Annotated in this window: 14 protein-coding genes; 6 read left to right on the top strand and 8 right to left on the bottom strand. The window is 69.8% G+C overall.

All coding sequences use genetic code 11. The features are described from left to right. Nucleotides 1-66 precede the first annotated feature (66 nt). Nucleotides 67-693 carry a TetR/AcrR family transcriptional regulator gene (locus tag ACFWBN_RS16720; RefSeq protein ID WP_385177105.1) on the bottom strand — a complete coding sequence of 209 codons (627 nt, stop codon included), beginning with the start codon at nt 691-693 and terminating at the stop codon, nt 67-69. A gap of 125 nt (nt 694-818) precedes the next feature. On the opposite strand from ACFWBN_RS16720, the gene ACFWBN_RS16715 reads away from it, so the two are divergent. Both ACFWBN_RS16715 and ACFWBN_RS16710 read left to right on the top strand, forming a co-directional pair. Next, nucleotides 819-2,282, top strand: a complete 1,464-nt coding sequence (locus ACFWBN_RS16715) for an amidase (RefSeq protein WP_385177103.1) — start codon at nt 819-821, stop codon at nt 2,280-2,282. Nucleotides 2,283-2,473: 191 nt separating this feature from the next. Then, a complete protein-coding gene (locus ACFWBN_RS16710; RefSeq protein ID WP_385177101.1) occupies nt 2,474-2,728 on the top strand; it encodes a hypothetical protein in 255 nt (84 codons plus the stop codon). Nucleotides 2,729-2,783: 55 nt separating this feature from the next. Here the strand turns inward: ACFWBN_RS16710 and araD are convergent, their stop codons facing one another. Next, nucleotides 2,784-3,503 (bottom strand): L-ribulose-5-phosphate 4-epimerase AraD, encoded by a 720-nt coding sequence (araD, locus tag ACFWBN_RS16705; protein ID WP_385177098.1) that lies wholly within the window; start codon nt 3,501-3,503, stop codon nt 2,784-2,786. A 329-nt stretch (nt 3,504-3,832) separates the two neighbouring features. On the opposite strand from araD, the gene ACFWBN_RS16700 reads away from it, so the two are divergent. Beyond that, nucleotides 3,833-4,855: a LacI family DNA-binding transcriptional regulator gene (locus ACFWBN_RS16700; RefSeq protein WP_385177322.1), complete on the top strand. Its 1,023-nt coding sequence runs from the start codon at nt 3,833-3,835 to the stop codon at nt 4,853-4,855. 83 nt (nt 4,856-4,938) lie between these two features. On the opposite strand, the gene yjfF is transcribed toward ACFWBN_RS16700, so the two are convergent. The 4 genes from yjfF to ACFWBN_RS16680 all read right to left on the bottom strand — a co-directional run bounded on the left by yjfF (nt 4,939) and on the right by ACFWBN_RS16680 (nt 9,716). After that, a complete protein-coding gene (gene yjfF, locus ACFWBN_RS16695; RefSeq protein ID WP_385177096.1) occupies nt 4,939-5,961 on the bottom strand; it encodes a galactofuranose ABC transporter, permease protein YjfF in 1,023 nt (340 codons plus the stop codon). Then, complete coding sequence (locus tag ACFWBN_RS16690; protein WP_385177094.1) at nt 5,958-7,058, bottom strand: ABC transporter permease; 1,101 nt, start codon at nt 7,056-7,058, stop codon at nt 5,958-5,960. The genes yjfF and ACFWBN_RS16690 overlap by 4 nt, the downstream gene beginning before the upstream one ends. Beyond that, on the bottom strand, nt 7,055-8,614 hold the full coding sequence (locus ACFWBN_RS16685) for a sugar ABC transporter ATP-binding protein (protein WP_385177092.1): 1,560 nt from the start codon (nt 8,612-8,614) through the stop codon (nt 7,055-7,057). The genes ACFWBN_RS16690 and ACFWBN_RS16685 overlap by 4 nt, the downstream gene beginning before the upstream one ends. Before the next feature lie 103 nt (nt 8,615-8,717). Continuing rightward, entirely contained in the window at nt 8,718-9,716 is a 999-nt protein-coding gene (locus ACFWBN_RS16680) for an ABC transporter substrate-binding protein (RefSeq protein ID WP_385177090.1), read from the bottom strand. A gap of 235 nt (nt 9,717-9,951) precedes the next feature. On the opposite strand from ACFWBN_RS16680, the gene ACFWBN_RS16675 reads away from it, so the two are divergent. The 3 genes from ACFWBN_RS16675 (at nt 9,952) to ACFWBN_RS16665 (ending at nt 15,853) form a co-directional block, all read left to right on the top strand. Continuing rightward, on the top strand, nt 9,952-11,646 hold the full coding sequence (locus ACFWBN_RS16675) for a ribulokinase (protein WP_385177088.1): 1,695 nt from the start codon (nt 9,952-9,954) through the stop codon (nt 11,644-11,646). A gap of 80 nt (nt 11,647-11,726) precedes the next feature. Further along, complete coding sequence (gene araA / locus ACFWBN_RS16670; RefSeq protein ID WP_385177086.1) at nt 11,727-13,238, top strand: L-arabinose isomerase; 1,512 nt, start codon at nt 11,727-11,729, stop codon at nt 13,236-13,238. Between the two features lie 179 nt (nt 13,239-13,417). Further along, entirely contained in the window at nt 13,418-15,853 is a 2,436-nt protein-coding gene (locus ACFWBN_RS16665) for a SpoIIE family protein phosphatase (protein ID WP_385177320.1), read from the top strand. 28 nt (nt 15,854-15,881) lie between these two features. Here the strand turns inward: ACFWBN_RS16665 and ACFWBN_RS16660 are convergent, their stop codons facing one another. Then, the gene (locus ACFWBN_RS16660) at nt 15,882-17,366 is read right to left on the bottom strand and encodes an RICIN domain-containing protein (RefSeq protein WP_385177318.1); all 1,485 of its coding nucleotides are present in this window, start codon (nt 17,364-17,366) and stop codon (nt 15,882-15,884) included. A 130-nt stretch (nt 17,367-17,496) separates the two neighbouring features. Further along, nucleotides 17,497-19,728 (bottom strand): alpha-L-fucosidase, encoded by a 2,232-nt coding sequence (locus tag ACFWBN_RS16655; RefSeq protein WP_385177084.1) that lies wholly within the window; start codon nt 19,726-19,728, stop codon nt 17,497-17,499. Between the last annotated feature and the right edge of the window lie 170 nt (nt 19,729-19,898).

Raw genomic sequence — 19,898 nt, 5'->3', positions numbered from 1 at the left:
CGAGCACGGCTACGTGGGCAAAGAGCCGCGAACGGGCCGTCTCGGTACACCGGGTTCCGGACAACCTCAATCAGCCACCCGGACCGGCTTCTCCCAGAGGCCGCTCAGGTGGGCATGGAGGACGTCCTGGGCCTCCCGCGAGGTGAGGTGACCGATGAGGACGTGCGCGGTGAGGCCGTCCGCGAGGGCGAGGAGGGTACGGGCCTCGCGTTGCGCGTCGAGGGGCACGGAGGCGGGGCCGGCGTCCTCGGAGGCCTCGGAGGCCTCGGAGATGAGGCGGGTGAACGTCTCCTGCAGGGCCGCGTAGTTCGCCTTCACCGTCTTGGCGAGTACCTCGCTGACCGCCGCCTGCGCGACGAAGGCGAGCCAGACCCTGGCCTCGGCGCGGTGCTCTTCCCGGAGCAGTGAGACCTCCGTGGCCGCGTGCCCCAGGGCGGAAGCGGCCGATTGGGCCGGGCTCCTGACGAGGCGGGCCCTCACCCGCTCGCCGATCCGCTCTCCGATGTGGCCGAGAGCGAAGACGAGCATCTCTTCCTTGGTGTGAAAGCACCGCTGGACGGCGCCCATCGAGACCTGCGCGCGGGCGGCGACGTCTCGAAGGGTCACGCCCTCCAGTCCTCGCTCGTCGGCGAGGTGGCAGACGGCGTCGGCGATGAGACGGCGCCGTCCCTCGTGGTCCACCTGCTTGGGCATGCCCGGTCGCTCCCCGTCTCGGCGTCTTTCGCTGCACCGCCCACTCTATTCGATGCGAGCGCATCGCTTCCCGGGCTATTGTTTCGATGCAAGCGCATCGAAACAACGATGGGGAGAGACCAGTCATGCAAGAGGACCTGTGGCAGAGGCCGGCCGCCGCGCAGGCGGAAGCCGTTCGCAGGGGCGAGGTGTCGGCCGTCGAACTGGTCGACAGCCACCTGGAGCGCATCGCCGCCGTCAACCCGCGGGTGAACGCGGTCACGCAGCTCCTGGCGGAGGATGCCCGCGCGGCCGCGGCGGAGACCGACCGCAGGCGGGCCGCCGGGGAGGTACTGGGGCCGCTCGCGGGCGTGCCGTTCACCGTGAAGGAGACCACCCCGATCGAAGGCGTGCCGACCACCTTCGGCGTGAAGCGCTTCCGCGACCTGGTCGCGGCGGCCGACGCGCCCCCGGTCGCCCGGCTGCGCGCCGCGGGGGCGATTCCGATCGGGCACTCCAACATGCCCACTCTGATCCTGGCCGGCATGCACACCCGCAGCGAGCTGTTCGGCGACACGGCCAACCCGTGGGACCGCGGCCGGACGCCGGGTGGCACCAGCGGGGGCGACGCGGTGGCCGTCGCCACGGGCATGGCGGCGCTCGGCCTCGGCAACGACTCCGGCGGCTCGATCCGCGTCCCGGCCCAGTTCTGTGGAGTGGCGGGGCTGAAGCCGACCACCGGGCGCTTCCCCGCCGACCACCGGGTGCTCGGACCGGACGACCCCGGCCCGGCATCCCAGATGCTGGTCACCGACGGCCCGTTGGCCCGGACGGTGGGCGATCTGCGGCTGGCGTACGAGGTGCTGGCGGGCACCGATCCGCGCGATCCACGGGCCGTGCCGGTGCCCGCGTACGGCGAACCGCTCCCCGGGCCGGTGAAGGTCGCGGTGGTGGCGGACCCGGGTGGGCACGGCGTCCACCCCGCCGTTCGCGCGGCGATGGAGACCGCGGCCGAGGCACTGCGTGACGCCGGATACGACGTGCGCGAGGTGGCGGACGTACCGCGGATGGACGAGGCCCTCGACGCCTACGGCCGGATCACGGCGACGGAGTTCGCCCCGACCTGGCCGGCCGTACGCCGGCTCCTCGGCGACGGCGGGGACCGCTACATGGAGATGGCCATGGAGCGGAACCCGCCCGCGAGCGCGGAGGAGCTCGTGCGGCTGATGGGCACCTGGATGAACATCCGCCGCTCGTGGGCCGAATTCCTGCACGAGTACCCGCTCCTGCTCGGCCCGTCCTTCACCGAGCCGCCGGTCGAGCCGGGGCTGGAGTCCCGCGACAGGGCGGGCCGGGACCGCGTCGCCTCGGGAATGCGCCTGTGCACGGTGACCAGCTTCGTGGGCGTGCCCGCCGTGGCCGTACCGACCGGGCGGGCCGACGGGCTCCCCTGCGGGGTGCAGATCGTCGGTCGCGCCTTCCGCGAAGACCTGTGCCTGGACGCGGCGCAGGCGGTCGAGGACCGGCTCGGAGTCCTCACCCCGATCGATCCGCGCGGCGCCGGTCCCCACTCGTCGGCGACTGCGCCCACAGCACGTCTCACAGCATGACGTGCTTGGCCTGGGTGTAGTCCAGCAGACCGGACAGGGAAAGGTCGCGGCGGGCCGGGCCGCCGGGCCCTTCCACCCGTGTTCTTCCTTCCACCCACTCACCCGACCCAACGGGCGCCGACACGGGGAGCAGCCAACGTGACCAAGGCCGAGCGCGCACTCGAATCGCGTGAGCGAATCCTCACGGCCGCGTGCGAAGTGATCGCCGACATCGGTTTCGAGCACGTCAGCATGCGCAAGGTCGCCGGGTCGTCGAGCCGGGCAGCGTCGACACCGAACTGCGCACGCACAACTCGGAAGTCGTCCAGCAGCTGATCGTCTCCGGCCTGGGCGACATCGAGCGGCTGCAGAGCCGGGACATCGCCGACGCCATCGGCTACATCGCGACCCGCCCCCGGCACGTGGCCGTCAACGAGATGCTCGTACGCCCCACGGAGCAGGTTTGAACGCCATCCCCGAGGCCGAACGCGAGGGATTGCTCGGCAGAGGCGAATGAGGCGGCTAGGCATTGCCGTAATAGGCGTCCGGGCCGTGCTTACGGGTGAAGTGCCGCTCCAGCAGATGCCTCGGTGGTTCGGAGGCGTCCCCGAGGCGGGACCCGAGCGCCAGCGTGTGCAGCGCCATCTCCGCCACGGCCTCGCAGACGATGGCGTTCTCCAGCGCAGCCTTCGCTGTGGCGCCCCAGGTGAAGGGGCCGTGTCGTGACACGAGCGCTCCGGGGACCTCCTCGGCCCGACGGGGGTCGCCGTCGAGCCGGGCGACGATCACCTGTCCGGTGTTGTACTCGTAGTCCTTCGCGCACTGCTCGGCGGTGAGGTCCGCCGTCACGGGGACGGGGCCGTTGAAGGTGTCGGCGTGTGTCGTGCCGAGCACGGGGATCGGGCGGCGTGCCTGGGCGAAGGCGACGGCGTGCGTCGAGTGCGTGTGGGTGACGCCGCCGATGGAGGGGAACGCCCGGTAGAGGCACCGATGGGTTTCGGTGTCGGTGGAAGGCCTGAGGTGCCCGTCGACGATCCGCCCGTCCTCCAGTGCCACCGCGACCAGGTCCTCCTCGGTGAGATCGGCGTACGAGACCCCGGACGGCTTGATGACGAAGACGCCGGCGTCTCGGTCCACTCCGCTGACGTTTCCCCAGGTGAGGGTGGCCAGACCGGCCTCCGGGATGCGCAGGTTGGCCGCGAGGACCTCGCGACGGAGGTCCTTGAGGATGGTCTCGCTCACTACGCTCTCACCGTTTCTCCGACATGCGCGGCGGTTTCCCGGGACCGGAGTCCGGCAGGCCCGCAATCGCGCATGAGTGGGCTGGACCGATCGGGGGCCGCGCCGGACGTCGCGGCTGCGCTACCGCAGCTACCCCCACCAGATTGTGAACGCTAACAAGCATAGATCTCAAGATGCACGAGAAGATCCCTGCCCACAACATGCGGCCATCGCTGCATAATGTGAACGCCAACATCGGGCCGCGGTTGGTTCGATACCTTGAGAAAGGCCGCTCGACGAGGAGAGGAAGAGCGTTGACCCAGCTACCGGACGTCTCGCGAGCGCCCACGATGACGGACGTCGCGCGCGTTGCCGGCGTGTCCCACCAGACCGTTTCACGGGTGCTCAGCGGCCACCCGAACGTCAGCGCCAAGACCCGGGCCGCCGTGACACGGGTCATCGAGCAGCTGGGGTACCGCCGCAACTCCGCAGCCCGGGCCCTGGCCACTCGCCGGACCCACACGCTGGGCGTCATCGCGGTGAACACCACTCTGCACGGGCCCGCCAGCACCGTGGCGGGAGTTCAAGAGGCGGCTCGGGACCGTGGCTATCTGACGTCAGCCGTCACGCTCCGGACCGCCACGCAGACGGCCCTCGCCGAAGCCATGCAGCACCTCGCCGGGTGGGGCGTGGAGGGGATCGTCGCCGTCACTCCCCAACGCGACGCGGTGAGGGCCTTGGCGGCAGTGGAAGCACCCTGCCCGGTGGTCACCGTGGAAGGCGGCCACACCCTGGACCTGCCAGGCGTGTCGCTGGACCAGAACCTCGGCGCTCGCCTGATCACGGAACATCTGCTCGCGTCGGGCCACGCCACCGCGTGGCATGTCGCAGGCCCTCCCGACTGGCTCGAGAGCGAGGCCCGCACCCAGGGGTGGGAGGACGCGCTGCGAGAGGCCGGCGCCGAGGTGCCGCCCCTCCTGCGCGGCGACTGGAGTCCACTGTCGGGATACCAGGCCGGCCAGCAGCTCGCGGGACGGGTCCGGGCGTCACGAGGGCGGGGAGCGGGCCTCACCGCGGTGTTCGTCGCCAACGACCAGATGGCCCTCGGCGTGCTACGGGCCCTGCGGGAAGCGGGCCTGCGCACGCCGGAGGACGTGGCGGTCGCCGGCTTCGACGACATCCCCGAGGCGGAGTTCTTCCCGCCCCCGCTGACGACGATCCGTCAGGACTTCGCCTCGATCGGCCGCGACAGCATCGGGCTGCTCCTGGACCACATCGAAGGCCGGGCCGGCGCGTCGACGCACCTGGTGGTGGCGCCCGAGCTCATCGTGCGCGCCAGTACGGCCCGCAGGACCTCTCCCCTCGGGGAATGACCCCCACCGCCCGGGGATTGCCCCTTCCCCGGGGAAGGCTCTCGAACGCGGTGGCACGGGCCGATGGACAGAGGAGCCGGGAGTCAGTCGACGTCAGGGCGGCGTCCGCTCATCAGGCGTTGCAGCACGATGAACACGAGCAGCAGGGCACCGATGACGATCCGGGTCCACCAGGAGCTGAGCGTGCCCTGGAAGTTGACGACCGTCTGGATCATGCCGAGGACGAGCACGCCGAGGGCGGTGCCCAGGACGAAGCCGGAACCTCCGGTCAGCAGCGTGCCGCCGATCACGGTGGCCGCGATCGCGTCGAGTTCCATGCCCATGGCGTGGAGGGCGTAGCCGGAGAGCATGTAGAAGGTCAGCAGCAGGCCGCCGAGTGCGGAGCACAGACCGCTGACGGCGTATACGGCGATCTTGGTGGAGCCCACCGGAAGGCCCATCAGGCGTGCGGAGGTCTCATTGCCGCCCAGCGCGTACACGTTGCGGCCGAAGCGCGTGTGGTGCAGTACGACGAAGGCGATCACCAGCACGGCGAGGGCGATGACCACCGGGATCGAGACGAACAGTCCCCCCGGGCCGTACAGCCGGGTCTGCGCGATTCCCGCCGTGGTGGGGTCGCTGATCCTGATGGATTCGGTGCTGATCGTGTAGCAGAGCCCGCGGGCGAGGAACATGCCGGCCAGGGTGACGATGAACGGCTGGATCTCGAAGGTGTGGATGATCCAGCCCATGAGCGCCCCGCTCGCGGCGCCGACCAGCAGGACCAGTGGGATGACGGTGGCCAGCGGCCAGCCGTGCGACTCGACCAGCCAGGCGGTGAGCATGGTCGACAGGGCCACCATGGAGCCGACGGACAGGTCGATGCCGCCGGTGAGGATGACGAAGGTCGCCCCGACCGCGACGACCAGGAGGAATCCGTTGTCGATGAGCAGGTTCAGCACGACTTGCGCGGAGAGGAAGCCTTCGTAGCGCACCGATCCGACGCTGAACATGACGATCAGCAGGACGGCCGTGACGATCAGTGGGATACGGGTGCGGGTGCGCGGGGACACGGTCGCGAAGGGGCGGGTGAGTCGCGCGGCGGCGCTCGCGGTGCCGGTACTCATGCGCGTACCTCCTGCTGCTGCGGGGCGTTGCCCGCCGCGGTGTGTGATCGGGGAGTGGTCGTCCTGCGGCGGCGCAGGACCTTGGCCCGGAAGACCGGGGACTGCACGAGGCAGACGACGATGACGACGACGGCCTTGAAGACGAGGGTGGTCTCGGGTGGGACGCCGAGGGTGTAGACGGTGGTGGAGAGGGTCTGGATGATCAGGGCGCCCAGGACGGTGCCGCCGAGGGAGAAGCGTCCTCCGGTCAGGGCGGTGCCGCCGACGACGACGGCGAGGATCGCGTCGAGTTCGATCCACAGGCCGGCGTTGTTGCCGTCGGCGCTGGAGACGTTGGAACTGATCATCAGCCCGGCGACGGCGGCGCACAGCGCGCTGAACACGTAGACCAGGGCGAGCAGACCGCCGGCGCGGATGCCGACCAGCCGGCTGGCGGCGGGGTTGCCTCCCACGGACTCGATCAGCATGCCGAGTGCGCTGCGACGGGTGAGGAAGGCGGTGAGCGCGACGAGGGCGGCCGCCAGGAGGACGGCGAACGGCATGGTCAGCCAGTAGCCGCCTCCGATCATCTTGTAGGGGGCGCTGGTCACCGTGATGATCTGGCCGTCGGTGATCAGCTGGGCGACGCCGCGGCCCGCGACCATGAGGATCAAGGTGGCCACGATGGGCTGCACCCCCAGCCCGGACACCAGGAAGCCGTTGGCGAGGCCCAGCACGAGGGCGACGCCGAGCGCGAGGGCGACGGCCGTGAGCATGGTGGCGACGCCGCCGGGTTGTGCGGCGGTGGAGATGTGCCCGCAGGCGAGGGCGCCGGCGATGGCGACGGTGGAACCCACCGAGAGGTCGATGCCGCGGGTGGCGATGACGAGGGTCATGCCGAGTGCCACCAGGGTGAGGGGCGCGCCGAACTGGAGGATGTCGATGAGGCTGCCGTAGAGGTGGCCGTCGCGTACGCGGACGGAGAAGAAGTCGTGGTGGAACGCGAGGTTGCCGAGGAGCAGGGCGAGCAGGATGAGCGTCGGCCACAGCAGGCGGTGTCCGGCCAGCCGTCTCCCGATTCCGCCGACCGCCTCGGACTTGGCGGGCTGGGGGGTCATGAGTCCGCTCCGGTGGCGATGGTGGTGAGGATGCGTTCGGGCGTGACGCCGTCGTCGTTCGTGAGGGTGGCCACCATGCGGTGGTCGCGGAGCACGGCGATGTGGTGGCTCAGGCGCAGGACCTCTTCGAGTTCCGCCGAGATGAACAGCACGGCGGTGCCTTCGCGCGCCAGGCGGGCCACGAGTTTCTGGATCTCCGCCTTGGCGCCGATGTCGATGCCCCGGGTGGGTTCGTCGAGGATCAGGAGCCGGGGTTCGGTCAGCAGCCAGCGCGCGAGGAGGACCTTCTGCTGGTTGCCGCCGCTGAGGTGGCGTACCTGCGCTTCGGGGTCGGCGGGGCGGATGTCCAGGGCTTCGATCCAGTGCCGTGCCAGTTCGTCCTGTTTCGCACGGGCCAGCGGTCTGCTCCAGCCGCGGGCGGCCTGCAGAGCGAGGACGATGTTCTCGCGGACCGTGAGCTCGCCCACCAGTCCCTCGGACTTGCGGTTCTCGGAGCAGAAGGCGATGCCCCGGGCGATGGCGTGGCGGGGGGTGCGCAGGAGTACCCTCTCGCCCTCGATGCTCACTTCACCGCCGTCCGCGCTGTCCGCGCCGAACAGGAGGCGCGCCACCTCGGTGCGGCCCGAGCCCAGGAGGCCGGCCAGTCCGATGACCTCGCCGGCGTGGATGTCGAGGTCGTACGGTTCGATCGAGCCCGTGCGGGTCAGTTGTCGGGCCCGGAGGAACGGCTCGCCGGCCTCCCGTTCGGCCGCCTCCTCGTGGGCGCGTTCGGACAGCTGGTCGAGGGTGGCCAGTTCTCCGCCGATCATGCGCTGGACCAGCGTCACCGGAGTGAGTTCGCCGATGGGGTACTCGCCTTCCAGGCGGCCGTTGCGCAGGACGGTGACGCGGTCGCAGAGATCGAATACCTGGTCGAGGAAGTGCGTGACGAACAGGATGGCCGCACCGCGGTCCCGCAGGCGCCGCACCAGGGTGAAGAGCTGGGCGACCTCCTCGCGGTCCAGGCTGGAGGTGGGTTCGTCCAGCACGAGCACCTTCGCCGAGACGTCCACCGCCCGGACGATGGCGACCAGTTGCTGCACCGCCAGGGAGTGCGAACCGAGCAGACTGGTGACGTCGAGGTCGAGGTCCAGTTCCGTCAGCAGCTCTGCCGCCCGCTGCCGCATCGCGGACCAGTGGACGAGACCGAACCGGCGCGGTTCACGCCCGATGAGGATGTTCTCGGCGACCGAGATGTTCGGGCAGAGGTTGACCTCCTGGTAGACGGTGCTGATTCCGGCCCGCTGCGCCTGGAGGGGGTCCGCGAAGGTGTGGGGCCGGCCGTCGACGAGGAGGGTGCCGCCTTCGACGGGGTGGACCCCGGTGAGCACCTTGATCAAGGTGGACTTCCCGGCGCCGTTCTCGCCCATCAGGGCGTGCACCTCACCCGGGAAGAGCCGCAGGGCGACTCCGTCGAGGGCGAGCACCCCCGGGAACTGCTTGCGGATGTCCAGGGCTTCCAGGACCGGCCGCGGGCCGGCGTCGTCCGTGGGCCGTGGGGTGGACGGGAGTGCCATCCGCCCTCCTCTCATGGGTGGGGTGGTGGAGCCGGCTCGGGACCCTGGAGGAGGCACGGGTCCTTGAGCCGCGTAGCCTCCCCCGGAACCGGAACGTGTGGTTTCAGTAGTTCCGGGACGGCAGTGCGGCCGCGGCCTTGTCCTGCGGGAAGACACCCTCCACGGTCTCGACACGAGCCGGCACGCTCTCCCCGGCCGCGACCTTCTTGGTCAGCTCCATCAGCTGGTCGCCGAGCATCGGGTTGCACTCCACCACGACGTTGATCTTGCCTTCGGTCATCGCGACGAAGGCGTCCTTGATCCCGTCCACCGAGATCACCTTGATGTCCGTCCCGGGCTTCTTGCCGGACTCCTCGATGGCCTGGATGGCTCCGAGGGCCATGTCGTCGTTGTGGGCGTAGAGGACGTCGATGTCCTTCTGGGACTTCAGGAACGCCTGCATGACCTCCTTGCCCTTGGCGCGGGTGAAGTCGCCCGACTGCGAGGCGACGATCTTGAACTTGCCGTCGGCGCGGATGACGTCGGCGAAGCCGGCCTTGCGGTCGTTGGCGGGTGCGGAGCCCGTGGTGCCCTGGAGCTCGACGATGTTGACCGGGCCCGGCTCGTTCGCGTATGCGCCGGCCAGCCACTCGCCCGCGGACTTGCCCTCCTTGACGAAATCGGAGCCCAGGAAGGTCTTGTAGAGGGCGGCGTCCTTGGTGTCCACGGCGCGGTCGGTGAGGATGACCGGGATGCCTGCGTCCTTGGCCTCCTTCAGCACCGTGTCCCAACCGGACTCCACGACCGGCGAGAAGGCGATGACGTCGACCTTCTGCTGAATGAAGTTGCGGATCGCCTTGATCTGGTTCTCCTGCTTCTGCTGACCGTCGGAGAACTTGAGGCTGATGCCGGCCTTCTTCGCCGCCTCCTGGACGGACTTGGTGTTGGCGGTACGCCAACCGCTCTCGGCGCCTACCTGGGCGAAGCCGAGGGTGATCGTGCCGCCGGAGCCTCCCTTGGCTGCCGAGGAGGAGCCGGGGGTGGGGCTCTCGGTCGAGCAGGCGGTCACCGCCGAGGAGGCGAGAAGGGCGGCGGTGAGGACGAGAGCGGCTCTGCGGGCCATGTCGAATGTCCTTTCGGGATGTACGGAAGAGGCACCCCACGGCCGGGGCCGGGCTTTGTCCAAGCGGACGCTGACGCATTGTGAGCGTTAACAAGCCACGTTCTCAACCCCCGTGCGCACCTTTCCTGTCCGTTACCGCGTCGGGTGCGGCAACTGGATCACACTCTTGCCTCTCGGCATTGTTAGCGCTCACACTACGAGGGGACCACCCGCCCGACCGTCGAAAGGCACTCTGTTGACGTCACCCCCTCTCCTCGCGCCCACCCCGTATTCCGAGGAATCGGAGCAGTACACGGTCGGCGTCGACTTCGGCACTCTGTCGGGCCGCGCCGTGGTGGTGCGGGTGCGCGACGGTCAGGAGCTGGCCGCGGCGGTCCACCCCTACGAGCACGGCGTCATCGACCGGCACCTGCCGCACGGCGGTGCGCAACTGCCGCCGGACTGGGCCCTGCAACACCCCCAGGACTGGCGGAACGTACTGCGTCACGCCGTCCCGGAGGCCGTGGCGGCTGCCGGGGTCGATCCGGCCGCGGTGATCGGCATCGCCACCGACTTCACCGCGTGCACCGTCCTGCCCACGCTGGCCGACGGGACCCCCCTCGCCGAGACGGAGCTCGCCGGACGGCCGCACGCGTGGCCCAAACTGTGGAAGCACCACGCGGCCCAGTCGCATGCCGACCGCATCAACGAACTCGCCCACGCCCGCGGAGAGAAGTGGATCGCCCGCTACGGCGGCCGGATCTCCGCCGAGTGGCAGTTCGCGAAGGCCCTCCAGGTCTTGGAGGAGGATCCGCTCGTCTACGAAACCTGCGCGCGGTGGATCGAGGCCGCCGACTGGATCGTGTGGCAGCTCACCGGCACCGAGTCCCGCAACGCCTGCACGGCCGGATACAAGGGCATCCACCAGGACGGCGCCTACCCGAGCGAGGAGTACCTGGCCGCGCTGAACCCCCGGTTCGCCGACTTCGCCCGCACCCGCCTCGAATTCCCCCTCTCCGCGCTGGGCTCACGAGTGGGCTCGCTCAGCACCGAGGCAGCGGCTTGGACAGGGCTGCGCCCCGGCATCGCCGTGGCCGCGGGCAACGTCGACGCCCACGTCACCGCGGCGGCGGCCCAGGCGGTGGAGGACGGTCAACTGCTCGCCATCATGGGCACCTCCACCTGTCACGTCGTGAACGCTCCCGTCCTCGCCGACGTCCCCGGCATCTGCGGTGTCGTCCAGGGTGGGATCGTCGAGGGGACGTACGGCTACGAGGCCGGCCAGAGCGCGGTCGGCGACATTTTCGCCTGGGTACTGGCCCAAGGCGTCCCGTCGGACTACCTCGCCGAGGCAGCCGAACGCGGCGAGGACCTGCACACCCTTCTGACCCGGAAGGCCGCCCGGCAGCCGGTCGGCGGCCACGGACTGGTGGCCCTCGACTGGCTGAACGGCAACCGTTCGGTCCTCGTCGACCACCACCTCTCCGGAGTCATCGTGGGTCTCACCCTCGCGACCCGCCCCGAGGACGTCTACCGCGCGCTGCTCGAAGCCACCGCGTTCGGCACCCGCGTCATCGTGCAGGCCCTGGAAGCGGGCGGCGTACCGGTGGACGAGTTCATCGTCGCCGGCGGACTGGCCAAGAACGAGCTGCTGATGCAGATCTACTCCGATGTGCTGCGCCGCCCCGTCTCCCTCGCCGCGTCCGACCAGGGCCCCGCCCTCGGCTCGGCCATCCACGCCGCCGTAGCCGCCGGCGCGCACACCGACGTGCGAGCGGCCACCGCCGCCATGGGCCGCCGACGGCCCGCCGTCTACACGCCCGACGCCTCCCGGGCCGACGCCTACGACGCCCTTTTCGCCGAGTACCGGCTCCTGCACGACCACTTCGGCACCGGCGGCCTGCTGCACCGTCTGAGGAGCATGCGCGACACGGCCCACACCGCGGGCTGACCCCGCCCCGCAGTTCGCTCCCGCTTCCCACCGCCCGCCGCCCTCGCCACCGTTGCGGGACGTCACCTTCAGGAGTCCATGTGCCCAGCCAAGCATCCCCCGCCCAGGAAGTCTGGTTCCTCACCGGCAGCCAAGGCCTGTACGGAGAGGAGACGTTGAAGCAGGTCGCCGAGCAGTCGCGGGAGATCGCCGGCGCGCTGACCGACACCTCCGGCATTCCCGCGCGTGTGGTGTGGAAGCCGGTACTGACCGACGCCGACGCCATCCGCCGGGTGTGCCTCGACGCAAACGCCGACGACCGGTGCATCGGGCTCATCGCCTGGATGCACACCTTCTCGCCGGCCAAGATGTGGATCGCCGGACTGGACGCGCTGCGCAAGCCCTTGCTGCATCTGCACACCCAGTCGAATGTGGCCCTGCCCTGGGACACCATCGACATGGACTTCATGAACCTCAACCAAGCCGCGCACGGAGACCGCGAGTTCGGGCACATCCAGGCCCGTCTCGGCGTACCCCGCAAGACCGTGGCCGGCCACGTCACCGACCCGTTGACGACCGACCGCATCGCGGTCTGGGCGCGGGCGGCCGCCGCACGATCCGAGCTTGCCACCCTCAAGGTCGCCCGCTTCGGCGACAACATGCGCGACGTGGCCGTCACCGAGGGCGACAAGGTCGAGGCCCAGCTGCGCTTCGGTGTCTCCGTCAACACGTACGGCGTCAACGACCTGGTGGAGGTCGTCGACGGCGCGGACGAGACCGAGGTGACTTCCCTCGTCAAGGAGTACGGGGACCTGTACCACCTGGCGCCGGAGCTGCGACCCGGAGGCGAACGCCACGACTCGCTGCGCTACGCGGCCCGCATCGAAGCCGGCCTGCGCACCTTCCTGGACACGGGCGGCTTCGGGGCCTTCACCACCAACTTCGAGGACCTGGGCGGACTGCGCCAGCTGCCCGGCCTCGCGGTCCAGCGGCTCATGGCCCAGGGGCACGGCTTCGGAGGAGAGGGCGACTGGAAGACCGCCGTCCTGCTGCGCGCCCTGAAGGTGGCCGCCACCGGCCTCCCGGGCGGCACCTCCTTCATGGAGGACTACACCTACGACCTGACTGCGGGCAACCAGCTCATCCTCGGCGCACACATGCTGGAAGTCTGCCCCACCATCGCGGCCGCCAGGCCCAGTTGCGAGATCCACCCCCTCGGCATCGGCGGGCGGGAGGACCCGGTGCGCCTGGTGTTCGACGCCGCCCCCGGCCCGGCCGTGGTGGTCGGCCTCGCCGATCTCGGCGACCGCTTCCGCCTGATCGCCAACGACATCGACGTGGTGGCGCCCCCTCACCCGCTGCCCGCACTGCCCGTTGCCCGCGCGGTCTGGCGGCCCCGACCCGACCTGCGGACCTCCACCGAATCCTGGCTGACGGCCGGAGGACCGCACCACACCGTCCTCAGCACCGCCCTCACCTCCGACCACCTCGACGACCTGGCGGAAATGCTCCGCCTGGAGCTCGTCCTCATCGACGAGACCACCACCCCGAAGCAGTTCCGGCGCGATCTCCGCTGGAGCCAGGCGTACTACCGGCTGGCACAGGGACTGTGAACCAGTTGAAGCCCAGTCCGGTCCAGGCAGCCGAGCGGGCCCCGATCGCTCGGTATGCACGATCCCATACGGAACGTGACCGGGGCGCGCACCGGACAGAGCGGATCTAGGCTGGAAACAGCCGCCGGAAACCGGTCCTGGCGAGCACCGCTGTCCGGACGGAGGCGTGGCGCGTGGAGATGGCTGCCGAGCAGGATGCCCCGACCGCCGCTGTCGTGGTCGACCCGGACGGCATGGTGAGCGGCTGGAGCGAGGGCGGGCGGCTGCTGCTGCTGGGATGGACAGCGGAGGAGACCGTGGGGCGGCCCGTGACCGACCTGTTGGTCGATCGCCCACCACCCGGCTTCCCCGAGGACTACGGCGCCGGCCCCACGGGGTTCATCCCCCTGCGCCATCGGGACGGTTCCACGGTGGACGCCGTGGTGGCGGCCAACCCGCTGCTCGGCCCCGACGGGCGGGCGCTGGGCCACGTGGTGACCGTCCAGCGTTGGGCAAGCCGCCCGGTGATCGCCGACCGGGCTTTCGAGCAGTCCCCCTTCGCTCTGGGCGTTTACGACCCTGAGCTGCGGTTCCTGTGGATCAACGCCTCCTCGGGCCGGGTGATAGCGCACTCCGAGGAGCAGGTGCTCGGCAAGAAGTACCGCGAGGTGCTTCCCGAATTCGACCGCTCGCTGTTTCCCGAAAGGGACGACAAACCCTACACCGACCGGCTCTCCGAAGTGGCGAGGTCGGGAAAGCCGGCGCGTCTCATCACCGTCTTCCGCCCGCTCGGCAGTAACTACGCCAACGCCTGGGCCACCAGCATATGGCCCGTCCGGGATGCCGAGGGCAGGGTCCGCGCGGTCGCCAACTGGGGATTCGACATGAGCGCCGAGTACTGGGCTCGGCAGCGCCTGCTCATCCTCAACAAGGCCAGCGGCGGCATCGGCCGGACACTCGACGTGATCGGCACCGCCCTGGAACTGGCCACGACCCCGGTCCCTGGATTCGCCGACCTCGTCACCGTGGATCTCTTCGACGAGGTGCTGCGCGGAGACGAACCGCCCTCCGTGTCCGCGTTCACCCCCGGCGAGACCATCGTGCTCAGCCGTGCCGCCCGGCACAGCGCGAAGGACGACACCGACCGGGCTCCCGGGCCCACGACACCGGTCAGCCACACTCCCGGTTCCGTCGCCGCCCGCTGCATGGCCACCGGCAGGTCCACGGTTGAGCTCGCCGCTGAGCCCGGCCAGGGCGGGGAGTGGGCCTTCGGGCCCGGGCTCGCCGCGGACCCGGCCCACTGGCCACCGGGCAACCCTGTGATCGACGGGGCCATCGCCGCGGACGGTCTGACCGGCCGGATCACCGTTCCGCTCCGGGCGCGCGGCGCGCTGCTGGGCGTCGTCGCCTTCTCCCGCCGCGACCGGCCCGAGGCCTTCACCGCCGACGACCTGATCCTCGCCGAAGAGCTGACCGCAAAGGCAGCCGTCGCCATCGACAACGCCCGCCGGTACTCGCGCGAACGCACGACCGCGCTGACCCTGCAACGCAGCCTGCTGCCGCGGGGGCTGCCCACCCAGGAGGCGGTCGAGGTGGCATCCCGCTACCTGCCCGGCGGGACCGGCGCGGAAGTGGGTGGCGACTGGTTCGACGTCGTTCCGCTGTCCGGCGCCCGGGTCGCCCTGGTCGTCGGCGATGTCGTCGGCCACGGCCTGCACGCCTCGGCCAGCATGGGCCGGCTGCGCACGGCGGTCCGCACCCTCGCCGACATCGACCTGCCGCCGGACGAGCTGCTGACCCACCTCGACGACCTGGTCCTCCACCTGTCCAGCGATCTCCAGCCCGCCGGCCACTTCGAGCCGACCGGCGAGTTCGGGGCGACCTGCCTCTACGCGGTCTACGACCCGGTCTCCCGCCGCTTCACGCTGGCGAGCGCCGGCCATCCGCTGCCGCTGGTCATCTCCCCGGACGGCACCACGACCCCGGTAGCCGCACAGCCGGGCCCGCCGCTCGGCATCGGTGGGCTGCCTTTCGAGTCCACCGAGCTCGAACTGCCGGAGGGCAGCCTGCTCGCCCTCTACACCGACGGACTGGTGCAAAGCCGCGAGCGCGACGCCGACCAGGGGGTCGCCGAACTGCAGCGGGTCCTGGACCGCTCGGCCGCCTCACTGGAGGCCCTGTGCGACACGGTGATGGGCGCCATGCTCCCCGAACGCCGCACCGACGACGCCGCCCTGCTGCTCGCTCGCACCCACGCGCTGGATCCCCACCACGTCGCCGACTGGGACGTCGAGCCCGACCCCGCGCAGGTGCCGCGCGCCAGGAAGTTCGCCGTCGACCAGGTCGAGGCCTGGGGCCTGGAGGAGGCGTCGTTCGTCACCGAACTGGTCGTCAGCGAGCTGGTCACCAACGCCATCAGGTACGGCGAGCCGCCGATCAGGCTGCGGCTGATTCGCGATGCTTCCCTGATCTGCGAGGTTTCCGACGCGAGCAACACCGCTCCGCACCTGCGCCGGGCCCGAGACTTCGACGAGGGCGGCCGGGGCCTGTTGCTGGTCGCCCAGCTCACCCAGGGGTGGGGCACCCGGCACACCACCAACGGCAAGACGATCTGGTGCGCGCAGGCCCTCTCGTAGGCGCGCTCGGACCGAGCCCCGCGGGCCGTCACCAGCCCGTCGGCAGACCGGCGATGAACGAGGTGAGCCGGTCGGCGATGAGCCGGTCGTCATGGGCCGAGTAGTGCCAATCACAGCCGGTGAAGTCCAGGCCCGAGTCGTCGAGGAACCAGTAGCGGACCCCGCTGTCGCCGACGTCGTTGCGTGCCTTGACCACCTGCTGGACATGGCCGGCGTACGGGCCGGCGCCGACTGCCACGATGGTCGTCCCGGCCCCGTAGCGCGTGCGCAGCTTCTGGAGGAAGTCGCCGTAGGCGCTGCGGTAGCCGGCCGCGAGACTGTCGGGCGTCCACGGCTCCCCCGGGTTGACGGCGGTCGAAAAGTCGTTGGTGCCGAGGTTGACCACCACGAGCTGAGGGCGCCAGGTGCCCGGGTTCTGCCAGACGTCGCCGGACACGTTCAGCAGGGCACGGTCGTAGAAGGTTCGGTACGTGACGTCGCGCGAGCCTCCGTTGTAGTTGCGCACCATGCCGAGGCCCGAATAGCCATTGATCTGGTAGTCGGCGTTCAGTTGCCGGGCGGTGAGGGCTCCGTAGCTCACATCGGAGTTGGTGCTCCGCTTGACCTGGTCCCAGGTGCAGGTACGGGAGGTCGAGAGGTTGCCGTAGCCCACCGTGAGGGAGTCACCGATGAACTCGATCTGACGGCTGCGGGCCGTCGGTTTGCCCAGTACGGCCCCGCCGGGAGCGGCCAGGAAGCCCCCGAACGCGCTGGTGTCCCCTGGGCTGTCGTTGCGCTTGACGAGCCGGACGGCGTGCTCACGGTCCTGCAGCCCGTCGATCCAGTGCGTGGTGTCGCCGGGCGTGACCAGCGTGGCGACAGTGGCTCCGTCGACCTGGACGTCGTAATCGGCGGCCGAGTCGCCCAGCACGATGCCCACGCCGGTGCCCCTGACGCGGCCCTCGAAGTACACGCCGGGCCAGCTGTACTGCACCGTGTTCCCGGTGTCCTTGACCCGCCCCGCGGTGTGCACCTGCGCCGGCACTCCTGACGCGCGGACGAGTTGCCATTGCTGGTTGGCTCCGCCCCAGTCGGTGTACTGCACGACCTTGCCGCCGTCCGCGGTGGAGGCGTTCTGGACCTCGACGGCCTTGCCGCTGTTGCGGTTGACCAACCGCACGTAACCGTCCGGCGAGTCCGCCAACCGGAACTGCTGATTGACACCGCCCCCATCACTCCACTGCACGATGTCCGCATGATCTGCGGTGGAAAAGTTGTAGACGTCCAGCACCTTGCCCGAATGCTGCGCCTTCAACCGGTAGAAACCATCACCCGAGTCGACGAACTGGAACCGCTGATTGGCCCCGTCATGACGCGCCCACTGCGACACGGCCGCCCCGTCAGCCGTACCCGCTCCCGACACATCGAGCGCCTTGCCACTGCCACGATTGACCAGCACGTACCACGCACCCGTATCCACCGTGGCGGCCCGCGCCGCCCCCACAGCGCCAAGCCCACTCAACAGCGTCGCCATCAACACGGTCACCACGACGAGCACCCCCGAACGCCACCCCCGCCCCCACCACCACGCGCCGTATGTCATAGGCATGCCATCTCCTTGCATTCGCGTCCCTTTCACTGAGTGTGGCAACGGGCTGCACCGGCTACAGCGCGGTGAACGCCCACAGCAGGTTGGTGCTGCTGCCGTAGGTCCACTGCTTGGCGCTGGAGCCCGAGTCGACGTTGCCCCCGCCGTCGAGGACCAGGCCGGTGGTGCGGTTGGCGATCGAGTGGCGGTCGCCGCCCCGGTGGGTGATGGTCCACTGCTGGTTGGTGCCGCCGTTCCAGACGGCCTGCCTGACGGCGGAGCCGTTGGCGGTGGCTCCCCAGCCGTCGGCGACCATGCCGTTCGTTCGGTTGACCAGCCTGTAGTAGCCGCCTCCGACCGCCTCCGCATGCCACTGGAGGTTCGAACTGCCGTCCCATGTCCACTGCTTGAGGTCCGAGCCGGAGGCGACGTTGCCGCCGCCGTCCAGGGCGAGGCCGTTGGTGGCGTTGGTGATCCGGAAGTACGCCGCCGGGTTGAACTGGATCCTCAGCGAGGTGATCCGGTCGTTGTTGCCGGTGGCCCTGAGGTCGGGGTTCTCGGCGGTGAAGGTCCAGGACGTGCCGGCGAAGTCGTCTCCCGAGTAGCCGATCACCTGGTAGCCGGGGGCCGGCCGGAGGGAGGACAGGGTGCCCGGGCCCAGTCCGGCCGCGGCCAGGCCGGCCGCGGTGTAGTCGCCGACGGGGAGGACGGCGGCGTTTCCCGTGTAGTTGACGTCCGTGAAGGCGATGGCGCCGGCGACCGGCCGCAGGCCGGGGATCCTGCCGGAAAAGTCGAGCTTCAGGACGTAGGCGTTGGCGCTGTACGGCGCCGAGAACGGCAGGGCGATGGTGAGGCCGGAGCCGTTCTGGGTCGGCGTGGGCAGGTCGATGGAGGTGCCGGCGGTGGAGCCGAGGAGTTTCACCGAGGTCAGCGACGAGAGGTTGATCCGGTCCGAGCTGAGCGTCTTGATCGTCAGTGAGCCGCCGGGCCAGCCCAGGACGGTGGCGTACAGGACGTCGTCGGCCTTGTTGCGGGTGAAGCGGATGTCCTGCGCGGTGCCGGCGTGCGGGGTGGTGAACGAACCGCCGCCCATCTTCGTCGGGCCCTCGCCGTACGCCGTCCAGGCGCGGGTCGCGTACACCGACTCTCCGAAGCGCTTCAGGTGGTCTCCGATGCCGAGCAGGACGTCCCTCTGTGCCTGGGGAATGGTGCCGTCGGCCATCGGCGCGATGTTCAGCAGCACGTTGCCGTTCTTGCTGACCCGGTCGATGAACGAGTGCAGCATCTGCGGGACGCTGTAGTAGCCGATGCCTTGCGTGTAGCACCAGCTGCTGCTGGAGATGCTGTCGTCGGTCAGCCAGTACGGGGTGGTGGGTTCGGCCGGGCCGCCGCGTTCGTAGTCGAAGACCTCGCCCTTGCCGTTCATGCCGTCCTTGTAGGTGGCGACGACCTCGCGGCCCCAGCTTTCGGCCTGGTTGTAGTAGTACGCCAGGAAGTTCAGGCGCTGTTGCTCGTCGACGGTGTCCAGCTTGAAGTCCTGCCACAGGATGTCGGGCCGGGCACGGTCGATGACCTCTTTGAGCTTGTCGTACCAGAGCTGGTTCTGCGCGGCGGGGCCCAGCTGCCCGTAGAGCTTCTTGAGGCTGGCGTCCGTCTGCGCGGGGACGAATTCGTAGAAGCCGTTGTAGTGGTACGCGTGGTGCATGGCCACCAGCAGCTTCAGGCTCCTGGCGCGGACGGCCGTGGAGAACAGCCCCAGCAGGTCGAGACCAGGGCCCTCCTTCACCGAGTTCCACTCGTTGACCCGGCTGTCCCACATGGAGAAGCCGTCGTGGTGCTCGGCGACCGGGCCGGCGAACCTGGCGCCGGCGTCGACGAATAATTGCACCCACTCGTCGGGGTCGAACTTCCCGCCGGCCGACTTCAACTTCGGGGCGAACTCCACGGTGTTGCCCGTCAGGTCCCGCGCCCCCTTGATGAAGTTGTGGTACGGCCATGCCGATGGCCTGCCGTAGGTCGCGATGTGATGCTGGTTCGCGTTGCTCCCGTCCTGGTACATGCTGCGCGGGTACCACTCGTTGTCGAAGGCGGGGACACTGAAGGCACCCCAGTGGAAGTAGATCCCGAACTTCGCGTCCTGGAACCACTCCGGAGCAGGCGGGTGCTGGTCGACCGAGTTCCAGTCGGGCGTATACGAGCTGGGCGCCGCCCCGGCGACGCCGGCGCTTAACACATCTCCGGCAACGGCCGCCGTGGCCACGCAGGTTGCGGAGGCAAGGAACTGGCGTCTGTTGAACGAGCTCGACATGGACACATCCCTGGTGCGGAAGGGGAAAGGGCGAATGCAGGGCCACGATGAAGGTCGACCATGTCGCCATGGGATGTCAACCACAGTGCAGGGATGAATATGACCTCGACCGCAGATGATTGGCCCTATTTATCTAGATTTAGGGCTCATTACGACCGCGTAAACATAGA

The sequence above is a fragment of the Streptomyces sp. NPDC059989 genome (assembly GCF_042736975.1).
Lineage (GTDB): Bacteria > Actinomycetota > Actinomycetes > Streptomycetales > Streptomycetaceae > Streptomyces.
Note: the sequence above shows the minus strand (reverse complement) of the source record. Positions and strands in the feature narration are given on the sequence as shown.